This window comes from Agarivorans albus, assembly GCF_019670105.1.
Classification (GTDB): domain Bacteria; phylum Pseudomonadota; class Gammaproteobacteria; order Enterobacterales; family Celerinatantimonadaceae; genus Agarivorans; species Agarivorans albus.
Genome location: NZ_AP023032.1, coordinates 1,339,290 through 1,350,878 on the forward strand (window position 1 = coordinate 1,339,290; position 11,589 = coordinate 1,350,878).

10 protein-coding genes and 4 tRNA genes are annotated in these 11,589 nt (G+C 44.8%); 8 read left to right on the forward strand and 6 right to left on the reverse strand.

Annotated features, from left to right (window positions below; translation table 11 throughout):
- Positions 1-10: 10 nt before the first annotated feature.
- Both K5620_RS06135 and K5620_RS06140 read right to left on the reverse strand, forming a co-directional pair.
- On the reverse strand, positions 11-1,672 hold the full coding sequence (locus tag K5620_RS06135) for a methyl-accepting chemotaxis protein (RefSeq protein ID WP_016402365.1): 1,662 nt from the start codon (positions 1,670-1,672) through the stop codon (positions 11-13).
- Positions 1,673-1,784: 112 nt separating this feature from the next.
- Positions 1,785-2,654, reverse strand: coding sequence for a patatin-like phospholipase family protein (locus tag K5620_RS06140; protein WP_152779731.1), 870 nt, complete (start codon positions 2,652-2,654; stop codon positions 1,785-1,787).
- A 147-nt stretch (positions 2,655-2,801) separates the two neighbouring features.
- On the opposite strand from K5620_RS06140, the gene K5620_RS06145 reads away from it, so the two are divergent.
- Positions 2,802-3,614: an endonuclease/exonuclease/phosphatase family protein gene (locus K5620_RS06145; RefSeq protein ID WP_215426425.1), complete on the forward strand. Its 813-nt coding sequence runs from the start codon at positions 2,802-2,804 to the stop codon at positions 3,612-3,614.
- Here K5620_RS06145 and K5620_RS06150 read toward each other — a convergent pair.
- Complete coding sequence (locus K5620_RS06150; protein WP_016402362.1) at positions 3,604-5,193, reverse strand: lytic transglycosylase; 1,590 nt, start codon at positions 5,191-5,193, stop codon at positions 3,604-3,606. The two genes, K5620_RS06145 and K5620_RS06150, sit on opposite strands and share 11 nt — an antisense overlap.
- Before the next feature lie 62 nt (positions 5,194-5,255).
- The gene (gene gloB / locus K5620_RS06155; RefSeq protein ID WP_016402361.1) at positions 5,256-6,026 is read right to left on the reverse strand and encodes a hydroxyacylglutathione hydrolase; all 771 of its coding nucleotides are present in this window, start codon (positions 6,024-6,026) and stop codon (positions 5,256-5,258) included.
- A gap of 71 nt (positions 6,027-6,097) precedes the next feature.
- On the opposite strand from gloB, the gene K5620_RS06160 reads away from it, so the two are divergent.
- Entirely contained in the window at positions 6,098-6,814 is a 717-nt protein-coding gene (locus tag K5620_RS06160; protein WP_016402360.1) for a methyltransferase domain-containing protein, read from the forward strand.
- Here K5620_RS06160 and rnhA read toward each other — a convergent pair.
- Entirely contained in the window at positions 6,811-7,281 is a 471-nt protein-coding gene (rnhA, locus tag K5620_RS06165; protein ID WP_040307318.1) for a ribonuclease HI, read from the reverse strand. The two genes, K5620_RS06160 and rnhA, sit on opposite strands and share 4 nt — an antisense overlap.
- Before the next feature lie 51 nt (positions 7,282-7,332).
- Here rnhA and dnaQ point away from each other — a divergent pair, with 51 nt between their 5' ends.
- The 6 genes from dnaQ (at position 7,333) to K5620_RS06195 (ending at position 9,920) form a co-directional block, all read left to right on the forward strand.
- Entirely contained in the window at positions 7,333-8,109 is a 777-nt protein-coding gene (gene dnaQ, locus K5620_RS06170; protein ID WP_016402358.1) for a DNA polymerase III subunit epsilon, read from the forward strand.
- Between the two features lie 5 nt (positions 8,110-8,114).
- Positions 8,115-9,368 (forward strand): TIGR03503 family protein, encoded by a 1,254-nt coding sequence (locus K5620_RS06175; RefSeq protein WP_040307326.1) that lies wholly within the window; start codon positions 8,115-8,117, stop codon positions 9,366-9,368.
- Between the two features lie 146 nt (positions 9,369-9,514).
- A tRNA-Asp gene (locus K5620_RS06180) sits at positions 9,515-9,591 on the forward strand.
- A gap of 36 nt (positions 9,592-9,627) precedes the next feature.
- Positions 9,628-9,704 (forward strand) — tRNA-Asp (locus K5620_RS06185).
- A 23-nt stretch (positions 9,705-9,727) separates the two neighbouring features.
- Positions 9,728-9,804 (forward strand) — tRNA-Asp (locus K5620_RS06190).
- Positions 9,805-9,843: 39 nt separating this feature from the next.
- Positions 9,844-9,920, forward strand: a tRNA-Asp gene (locus K5620_RS06195).
- Between the two features lie 94 nt (positions 9,921-10,014).
- On the opposite strand, the gene K5620_RS06200 is transcribed toward K5620_RS06195, so the two are convergent.
- Positions 10,015-11,541, reverse strand: a complete 1,527-nt coding sequence (locus K5620_RS06200) for an HD domain-containing phosphohydrolase (protein ID WP_016403662.1) — start codon at positions 11,539-11,541, stop codon at positions 10,015-10,017.
- Positions 11,542-11,589: the final 48 nt, after the last annotated feature.

Here is an 11,589-nt window from a genome sequence, read left to right on the forward strand (position 1 = left end):
TAAAAACTCTTTACAAAGTGAAGCGTTTTACTAATTCTTCAAGTTGTTCTGCGCGTTCATTAAGGTTAACACTGCCACTACGATTTTCTTGCGCTAAACCGGCAGATTGACTGGATTGGTCAGCAATATGCACAATGCGCTGGGAGATCTCTTGGCCTACATGGCTTTGCTCCTCAGTTGCCGTTGCGATGAGGGCATTCATGTCCATGATGTGTTGAATAGATTCTTTAATCAGCTGCAGCGCATCACTGGCCGCGTTAGCACCGCTTACGGCTTCACCACTGCGCTCTTGGCTACTATTCATGGCTGACACAGCTGCATCGGAGCCGCTCTTGAGGCGCTCAATCATTCCATGAATTTCACCAGTGCTTTGTTGGGTACGACTGGCTAATTGACGTACTTCATCGGCTACTACCGCGAAGCCTCGGCCTTGTTCACCAGCTCGGGCCGCTTCAATGGCTGCGTTTAAGGCCAGCAGGTTTGTTTGCTCGGCAATGCCTTGAATCACCCCTAAAGCAGAAGAAATATTTTGTACGTCCCCTTCAAGCTTACCTATCACCTCACTGGCTTGGCCTATTTCATCAGCTAGTTGCTGCACCGTTGTTACTGCGGTGCCCACGGTACTCATTGCTTGGCCAGCGTTAGTATCAACTTGTTGGGCAGAGTTTGCCGCTTGGTTAGCATTGTCAGAAACATCGTGAGCAGATGCCGTCATTTCTGTCATTGCAGTAGCCACCTGCTCCGTTTCTTCACGTTGTTCTACCAGCAATTGGTCAACGCTATTGGCGCGGTCTGACATGGAAGAGGTTTCTTTGGCAACGTCGTGGGCAACGTTACCTACCATGCTGATGATTTCGTGGAGTAATTCGATGAAGGAATTAAAGTTGGTTGCTAGTTGACCAAACTCATGCACGTAGTTGGTGTCGAGTCGGGCGCTTAAGTCCGCATCGCCACTGGCGAGTTTTTCAAAGGAATTATTTAAGTCTTGCAGCGGCGCCATTATGCTTCGATTAATAAAGTAACCGATGATAAGTGCAAAGCCGAGTAAGACAGCTGCTGTTAGCCCTAGGAACATTAGAGATGATTGCAGGCTGTCTTTTGCATGTTCTTCTAAGCTTGTAATTACCGCTTCTACATCATCGGTGTAAAAACCAGTGCCCATCATTAAATCCCAGCGGTCTAAGTAAATGGCGTAGCTGAGTTTCGGCAAAGCTTCGCTGCCACCAGGTTTAGGGAAATAGTAGGTGTAAAACTCACCTTTTTTCGAGGCTTTAATCAGATCTTGAATTAAGTACTGGCCTTGTTTGTCTTGCAGTGACCAAAAATTATCGCCAATGCCTTTATCTAATGTGCCCATAAATACCCGAACACCTTTATTGGTGTAACCGAACATATATCCGGTTTCGCCATATTCTAAGCGTTGTAATATGGGTAAGGCTTGCTCTAAGGTTCCACCATTTTCATAGATTTCGGCCACCGCAGAGTAGGCTAAGCCCATATAGGCTTTTAGCTCATCCTTTTTCATATTAACCATGTTTTCTCGGGTTTCTTTAGATTGCCCTTGGGTGAGTTTTTGGGTCTCTGAGATGGTCAGGAGCAAAATACTAACGGCCAAAATAAGCACGGGCGCTAGTGATAAAAAGAGTAAGCGTTGGCGAATAGTTAGTGACATAGTCTACGTTCCGAATAGTTTATTTTTTTGGTTTTTTTAAGTGTAGACGGCTATGCGCTTTACAGGCTGTGAAGCAGTTTTAGTAGCTTGAAAACGTGATCAAGCCATTGTTTTAAATGTGTTTGTTGTCAGCTTGTGGAGCAGGGTGCTGTTGGTGCCATATTTTAGCCGGCACGATGTTAATGGCAGTTTGATAACCGGTGTCGAATAAACGTAACTTTGCTTCATCGTTGAGGTGAAAATCGACCGGAGAGGTATTGCCAGTATTTACTACGATGGTTCTATGCCAAAACTTCTCATTAACATACTCTCTTGAAATGGTGGTCATGAAAGTTCTAATTAACAATGAGATGTATGCGGCAAGGGGAAAAATTCCATTAGTTTGCAATGGCTTTATGTCATTGTCGCCTCGTAGCCTAAAGCAGATGACAGGGGTGCCATCTTCAGCCCAATCTTGATGAAGAGCATCTTCCGATAATATGCTGCCATCTACCATTAAGTGGTCTTGGTAGGGCTTAAAAGAAAAAATTAGTGGAATAGACATAGAAAAACGCACCGCTCGCGATACTTTTTCGTGAGGGGTGCGAATAGCATCAAATACCACCGGTGAGCCAGAGCGTACATCGGTGGCTACTACATGTAACTGCATTGGCAGCTGACTAAAGGTAACGCCATTAAGTAAGTCATCGATCCACTCTTCAAACTTGTCGCCTGAACAAAGCCCGCCATTTCGAAGCAAGCTAATCAATGAAAAACCTTTGAACTGCTCGAAGTCGGTATCTAAGGCAATGGCTTTTATTTGCTCTACATCCATACCGCTAGCAAATAAGGAGCTGATAATACTGCCCCCAGAAACGCCGACAATATGTGAAAAATGAACATTTAGCTCTTTTAAGCCGGCTAGAATCCCAATATGGGCGGGTAGGCGGGTGCCACCGCCAGCAAATATGGGAACTAGTGTCCTTGGCTCTTGAGATTGCATTTGCTTATCCATTATTTGATGATAGCTCAAGTATGTCGCAAATTTGCCAAGCCGCTAGGCTTTGCCAAAATATCTTTCTATTTGCGGGCTGTTTTATCCGTTTTGTTTTTGTATCTAAGTTTTGCATGAGGGTTTAATGTGCGAGTGATGCGTTGGTTTTTCCAAGCTCTGTTAATAAGCAGTTCGTTTGTTTTATTAAGCTCTGCTGCTTATGCGCAGCTGCCCGTTTGTGACAATCAAACGCTAGATTACCACCCTGCGAATATACAAAATATTCAAGCCTTGCCTGATACTGCAGACTTTTCTGTTTTAGTTTGGAATAGCTATAAAGGCCAAAATCAAGGCTGGACAGAACAGCTAGAACAGTTCTCACAACAAGCCGATTTCATGCTGCTTCAAGAAGCCAGCAGAGAGCGCATGTTGGCTTGGTCTGAAGGACCTCAATGGCACCAATATCAAGCTATCGCCTTTGAGTGGCTTGGTGACGGCCTTGGAGTAATGAACTTAGCCAAGTTTGCTAGTGAGGAAAACTGTTTGGCCTTAAGTACCGAGCCGTGGATAAGAGTGCCGAAATCAGCGTTACTGCAGTTATACCAATGGCGACAGCAGCAATTATTGCTGATCAACATGCATAGTATTAATTTCACTCTCAGTGAAGAAGATTATTTGCGGCAACTCCAGCAGCTTGGACCGTGGCTGGCGGGGTACCATGACGCTGTGATATTAGCCGGTGATTTTAATACTTGGAGCAGTGCGCGTTTAGCAGTGCTAGAGCAGTTTATTACTGCGCACCAATTAAAAACGGTGAGGTTTAAGCCAGATAGGCGAACTCGCTTTTTTGGAAAAGCTTTAGATCACGTGTTTTATCGTGGATTAGGGGTGAATCAGAGCGAGAGCATTGTGACCGAGAGTTCTGATCACAATGCCTTGTTGGTGCACTTCCGTTTTGCTAAGCGCTAACTTCAGCCACGTTGATATACAGCTTTAACTTCTGACCTGGCTGTAAATAGTGATTTTTGTTTAGGTCATTCCACTTCAATAAATCGGTCACTGACACTTTAAATTTTTGGGCGATGCGAGACAGTGAATCTCCGTTGCGTACTTTATAGGTAACGGTTTGAATATGGTTTTTATTGGCTTGAGATTTTTGCCAAATCACCAGCTTTTTACCCGGTTTTAAAGTGTCGGTTGGCGCCATGCTATTCCATTTTGCAATGTTGCGGTGCGACACCTTATATTTCTGCGCAATGCTCCAAAAGCTATCCCCTGACTTCACCGTGTAATTTAGCTTAATGTCGCCACGAGGTTTGTTTTGTTGGCTAGCTAAACGTTGGCTTTGGCTAAGGGTGTAAGCATTCTGATTACGCGAAGATACTGGTACCAACAAATGTTGACCAATGCGAATAGTATTGCTGCTTAGCTGGTTAAGCTCTCGGATCTGTTTGCTGGTAGTGTTATAACGCTTGGCGATGACACTAAGGCTGTCACCTGACTTCACTTTATAACGCGCCCATTGCATGCGCTCTTGTTTAGACAAAGAGGCAAGGGCTACTTCAAAATTAGGTACATTTTTCTTTGGCACTAACAAATAGTGCGGGCCATTAGGTGCTGTAGCCCAACGGTTAAAACCTGGGTTCAGTTTATGTAATTGATCAAGTTTAATATTGGCTAAATCGGCCGCTAGTGCTAAGTCGATTTGGCTATAAGTATCAACTTTTTCAAAATGCGCTTTGTTGGCGATTTCAGGGATATTTAGCTGGTACTCATCGCGATGTTGTAACATTTGGCTTAGTGCCAATAGTTTAGGCACATAAGCGCGGGTTTCTCTAGGTAGGTTTAGCGACCAAAAATCAGTAGCTTTGCCAGCGTTAGCGTTGGCGCGAATAGCACGTCGAACGCGACCTTCGCCAGAGTTATAGGCAGCAAGAGCATGTAACCAATCGCCATCAAAGTATTTATGTAGATACTCAAGGTACTCGAGTGCGGCATGAGTAGAGGCATATACATCGCGGCGTCCGTCGTACCACCAATTTTGCTCAAGACCAAAGCGTTTACCTGTACCAGGGATTATTTGCCAGATTCCCGCTGCACGCCCATGGGAGTATGCAAAGGGTTGAAAAGCACTTTCTACGATGGGTAAAAGCGCGAGCTCCAAAGGCATTTGCCGGCGTTCAATTTCTTCAACAATAAAAAACAAGTAAGGGTCGGCTCTAACTGATACACGGCGCATGTAGTCGGGGTGTTTTAAAAACCAGTTAAGTTGAGCTTGTAGGCGTTTGTTGTTCTCTGGTAGAGGAATGGCCAGTTGGTCCTCAATTCTAACCCAAACGTCGTGATAAACCGGAGCTTGAGGCTCTGGCTCTGCTTTAGGTTGTACTTGAACCTTCGCTTCTTCAACTTCCTTTGCTTGTACTGCTTTAGTTTGCTGCTCGTTAGCGTCTACAGCATTAGCATCTACTAATTGTTCAGTAACTTGAGGATTAGTGAGTTGGCAAGCGCCCAATAATAAAGAAAAAAGGCCAACAATGAGCGCTTTCATGATTTATCCATTTACGTAAAATTCAGTGCTCAATGGTATTGAGCTAAAGCTAGTTTGGCAAGTCAGAAGCGGTCTTTCCATGATCTTAGGCCAGCGAATACTGCTATCTCATTGTTTAATGGTTGTAATTCAGCCAACTCAACTGCTGCCTTAATATTTGCATTGTTGCAGCGTAAAAAGGGATTTATTGCCAATTGTTGATTTAAGCTAGTAGGCAGGCTAGGTAGGCCCATTTGGCGCAGTTTACTTACCTGCTGCTGGTAACTCAGTAACTCTGCATTATCAGGTTCTACGCTAAGTGCAAATTGTAAGTTGGCTTGAGTATATTCATGCGCTGCATAAATTAGGGTGTCGTTTGGTAAGTCCTTTATTTTTTCTAAAGACTGGTGCATTTGTTGGGCGCTGCCTTCAAATAACCTTCCACAACCCGCGGAAAATAAAGTATCGCCAATAAACAAGTGACCTTTGCTTAGGTAGGCAATATGGTCAAGGGTGTGACCTGGTACTTCAAGCACCGAGAAAGGCTGGTTTAAACCTTCGGGAGTGAAGCTATCTGATTGTTTTACTGTTTGATGTTTAAACGTGTATTTAGCGTTTTTTGGGGCATAAACTTTAGCCTGCGGATAACTGGCCAATAGCCTTTCAACACCGCCAATATGATCGGCATGATGATGAGTAATAAGTATGGCGCTTAACTGGCCGCCAATATCTTTAAGTCGCTGTTCTACTGGCGCAGCGTCTCCTGGGTCAACCACAACACAATCGTTTGAACTTACCTCTTTTATTAACCAGATATAGTTATCATTAAAGGCGGGTATATGGATGATTTGCATTATGATATCTCTGTCGTTAAAGTCGATGACACATTATTGCCTTAACTGCAGTAGATTGGTACGGGGAATTGATGAAGCCGGCGAAAATTCGTGAAGTAATTGCAAGCCCTGACTTCTGGCAAGATCTGCCATTAGGCGATTGGTTAATGGAGCAGCAGCAAAGTTTGCTTGACCAGCACCTGCCTGTGGCCTTTGGTTATCACATGTTAAAACTGGGTAATTTAAGTGCTCAGTTAAACTGCCATGCCTCGATGATACGTCACCAATTAAATGTGGCTAAACAAGGACACTTAATTGGCTTACGTGCTCATCCCGAGCAACTTCCTTTTCAAGAAAGCAGTATTGATTTATGCCTGCTAGCCCACAGTTTAGATTTTTCGAAAGATCCCCATCAGATATTGCGTGAGGTAGAGCGAGTACTCACAGCCGATGGTTACCTGATTATCAGCGGTTTCAATCCATTTAGCTTATTGGGCATGCGTCGTTATTTTCCCTTCAGAAAACGTGGAATGCCTTGGTCGTGTCGCATGTTTACCCCTGCGCGGGTGAAGGATTGGTTAAACCTATTAGGTTTTGAAGTGCTTAATGATGAACGTTTTGCTTATACCTCATTTGTAAATAGCCGACCCGCGCCGCAATGGTTTGAGCGTTGGGGCAAGCGTTATTTTCGCGCTACCGCATCGGCGTATTTTATAGTGGCGCGTAAACGCCGTGCACCGCTAACCCCGGTTAAAAAGGCCTGGAGAGTGAAACAACGCATTCCGGTGCCTTCGTCAATTAGTGGCTAGGTTTGTTGTTCGTACACTTCGTCGATTAAGCTGGCGTTGTTAGTGGCAGCTTCGCGGGCGAGGTCGTCTACTCGTTCGTTTTCTGGGTGTCCAGCGTGGCCTTTCACCCAGTGCCATTCAACTTGATGGCGTTGACAGGCTGCATCTAAGCGCTTCCATAAATCGGCATTTTTTACCTCGGCTTTTGCAGCGGTTTTCCAATCTCGCTTTTTCCAGTTGTGGATCCATTGGGTAATACCTTGGCGAACGTATTGACTATCGGTAGTTAACACCACCTTGCAGGCTTGGGTTAGGCTTTCTAGGCCAATAATGGCCGCTAGCATTTCCATCCGGTTGTTGGTGGTGAGTCGGTAGCCTTGGCTAAGCTCTTTGCGATGAGCTTGGTAAACTAGCAGTGCTCCATATCCACCAGGACCTGGGTTACCTAAACATGAGCCATCAGTAAACAAGTGGACTTCTTTTGCCATATTTTTGTTAAACTTGCAGGATTATCTGCTTAGTGTCGCATAGGAGTTGTTGTGAACCAATCCAAGAGCCATCGCTTAATTGTATTTGATACAGAAACCACCGGTATGAATGATAGTGGCGGGCCTATCTATCAAGGACACCGCGTTATTGAAATTGGCTGTGTTGAAGTTATCGACCGAAAGCTAACCGGCAATACCTTTCATGTTTATATCAACCCTGAGCAGTTGATTGATGAAGAGGCGATTCAAGTTCACGGTATTACCGATGAATTTGTCGCAGATAAGCCTTTATTTAGAGACATTGCCCATGATTTTGTTGAGTTTATTCGTGGTGGCGAGTTGGTGGCACATAACGCAAACTTCGATATTAGCTTCCTAGATCACGAGTTTGAAATGATGTCGCGAACCTTGGCTCAAGCGATGCCTAAATGTGCCGATATCTGTACTATCACCGATTCTTTATTGGTGGCGCGGCGTGGTGAATACAATAAACGTGAAGTACAAATGGCGGGCAATAAGCCTTTACCTTCACGTAAAAACTTAGACTCCTTAAGTGACTACTATGGGGTAGATCGCACATCACGGACTTACCACGGCGCATTATTGGATGCCGAATTGCTGGCCGACGTTTTCTTAAAAATGACCGGTGGCCAAAATAAGTTAAATTTAAAGCAAAAGGGCAGTGGGGATGGAGTTGGCGTTCGTTTGATTGATTCTAATCGTGCCCCTCTAAAAGTAGTATTTGCAACAGAACAAGAGCTCAGCGAGCACCAGGAGCGCTTAGACCTTGTCGAGAAAAAGGGAGGCCAGTGTCGCTGGCGCAACTAAACTTGATGATAAAAAAACTTTTGTGGCTGTTGTTGTGTATTGTGATTCCTGTACAAGCATCAACCATTTTCGAAAATCGAGATATTCCTTTAATCGATAATCGTTTTCGTCTCGATCAAACTATTGATAAGGCGACTTTTCTTTTATACCGCTCTCCCGGTTCTCCTGCCGCTATTTTGGTGCGCCCCGATGGCAGCAAAATTTATGCTTGGGATGTGCCCAAAAATGTCAGTTGGTTAGAAACTGACGAACTCGACATTGTAACTATTGAAAAGCCGATGCGAGGCCCTTGGCAGGCGGTGGCTGAAAACAAAGGCCGTAACCGCATTCGTATTCTCAGTGATATAGACTTAACAGTTGATCCAATCCCTCACCAACTCTATCAAGGAGAGCGTTTGCGTGTAACGGCGCGCCTAAGCAGTAAAGGCGAGCGGATTGACTTAGAAGTCATGCTTCAAGAAGCACTAATGAATGTTGCATTAATGCGTCAGCAACTGCTCGAAGACCAAACTGTAGAAGTGCGTCGCGACGAGTTAGGTAAGTTTTTTGACGATGGCAAAGATTATGATGAGTATGCCGACGATGGCGTGTTCACTACTTTTATCAAGTTAGAAGCTCGCCCCGGCAAGTACGAAATGATCGTTAGCACCTTAAACCAGATTTTTACTCGTGCTCAAATCTCTCCGGTGCTGATATATCCCAATCCTGTAGAAATAAAGGTTATGTCGCCAAAAGACGAAGAGCGTCAAGCGCGGATGGCCTTGGTGATAGATACCGACGAAATTAGGCCAGAGTCGGTAGTGATTAGCGGTAAGGTTTATAACAATGTAGGTTGGGAGCAAGACTTCCAAACTTATGCTGAAAGTGATGAGTTTACCGTAGACCTTCCCACACCCACCGAGCAAGGGCGCTATCGTGTTATGGGCACCTTATTGGCGACCACTATTCAAAATCGCGAGATAGTTATCGACTTACCTGAGGAAGACTTTGTGATCCTTCCTCCGCCGCCACCGCCTCCAGAGCCAGTGGTAATAGAAGAGGTGGTTGTTCCAGAGCCAGAAATGTCGCTGTGGCTAGTTATTTTACTTTATGTCTTTGGATTTTTGCTGTTAGCAGGCGCTGCTTTTGGTTTTATATGGTGGCGAAAACGTAAGGCCTTTGAGGCTGCATTAAAAGGCGCTAGAGAAGCTCCCGCAGCAGAGCCAAGCGCAGAACCCAAAATGGATGAAGCCAGTAGCTTAAAGATGCCATCGGAGTGATTTATAAGCTGGTTTGGCTAAAAGCTCGACGCTTTGGCTAAAACATCAGCGCTTGAACGAATTTTTAAAGAAATAAGACAATTCTTTGTTGACTCGTAATAGGCATAACCGTATTATCTGCGCCGCACCAGACGAGATGGTTCTGCGGAGTGGTAGTTCAGTTGGTTAGAATACCGGCCTGTCACGCCGGGGGTCGCGGGTTCGAGTCCCGTCCACTCCGCCAAGTCTGTTTAGTCTGTGTGTAATGTTTCGATGTAGCGGAGTGGTAGTTCAGTTGGTTAGAATACCGGCCTGTCACGCCGGGGGTCGCGGGTTCGAGTCCCGTCCACTCCGCCAACGACGAAACAATTTAATGCGTAGGAGTGGTAGTTCAGTTGGTTAGAATACCGGCCTGTCACGCCGGGGGTCGCGGGTTCGAGTCCCGTCCACTCCGCCAGCATTAAAGTAGTAATACAATCGTGACGTTAGTATATGCGGAGTGGTAGTTCAGTTGGTTAGAATACCGGCCTGTCACGCCGGGGGTCGCGGGTTCGAGTCCCGTCCACTCCGCCACTACTAAACAAGAGCCTCGTTAAGCGAGGTTTTTTTGTGCCTGAAATTTGAGTGATTAGGCCTTAAGGTTTACTCAAAGCCTTAATTGGTAGGCTTAATCTTGATACTTATCTCTAATTTTTACAAATCGAGCAAAGTTGTTGAGCAGCGCATCCACAAGCTGTGGATCAAACTGTTTACCTCGTTGTTGTTCTAAATACTCAATAATCTCTTGGTCATTCCAGGCATTTTTATAACAACGTATGCTGCCTAGGGCATCAAATACATCAGCAATGGCGGTTAAACGCCCGCTAATTGGGATCTCTTCACCTTTTAAGCCTCTTGGGTATCCACTACCATCCCATTTCTCGTGGTGCGAGCCAGCGATTTCTGAAGCAAGTTGCATTACTTCAATATTTGAGTCTTTAAGCATGTTTTCGCCAATGGCTGCATGGGTTTGCATTACTTCCCATTCCTCGGGAGTAAGCTTGCCCGGTTTGTGCAGTATTGCGTCGGGAATCGCCACCTTGCCTACATCATGTAAAGGGGATGCCAGCTTTAACTGTTCAACTTTCATGGCTGGTAAATCAAGTAACTCGGCGAGTAGAGCTGTAAAAAGGGCAACTCGGCGAACGTGCATGCCCGATTCTTTAGAGCGGGTTTCAACTATCTCCCCGAGGCGATACAGCACTTCTTTTTGGTTGGTGCTAATCACTTCGTTAAGCCGAATGTTTTCTAACGCAACCACGATGTTTTCACTAAGCAAGTTAATGAAATGCTGATCTGCTTGGTTAAACGGCGTATTCCTAGTGATATAAAACAATAAATTGTAAGCGCTGTTTTCACAGTAAATCGCCAAGGCATTATCTTGGAAAACATTGGTTTTTTGATCTATTGCTTGGCTGAATATTTGCTGTTGATTACTGGGGAATTCGGATAAATGTTGATGCGCTTTACTAGGGCGTTGTTGCCCTTGATAAGCTAATAACTGCAATTGAGTAGAGTTAACTTTATAAGCATATTGTTCTACTTGATAGATACAGCTGTCTTCTAAATTTAGTATTACGGCCAGTTGTTCTAAGGCGCCTTCCACAAAAGTAAACAAGGCATTTTTTTCAAATATGCCGCGCGAAGCCTTAACGACTTTTTCTAGGCCCAGTTTATGTTTCTCAAGTGAACAAATATCTCGGTAGGAGCGTAAGCTGGCTCTAATAAGGGTACGTAGTTTTTGCGAGGTGAGCTCGGTTTTGTCTTTGTAGTCGTTAATGTCGTAGTTTTCTACCACTTCATCTTCGGGAGCTTGCCCAGGTTGGCCGGTGCGTAATACGATTCGAACGCTTTGGTTATCCAGATCTTGGCGAATATGACGAACTAAACATAAGCCTGCATCGTCGGTTTCCATAACAACATCTAATAGGATTAAGGCGATGTCGTTGTGTTCGGCCAATATAAGTTTGGCTTCTTGGGCTGAGTTGGCATGTAGAAACAATATCGATTTGTTGTCAAAAACAAACTGTGACAACGTCATGCTAGTGATGTGGTGAACTTCCGGCTCATCGTCAACAACCAATAGTTTCCATTGATCCTGTTGCTCTTGAGTTTCGGTGGCTGTGTCATCTAGTAAAAAGATGTCGTCGCTCATTCGCTATCCATTGCTTATGTTTTTCTTTTAGTTAAGTGTATTTTAGAC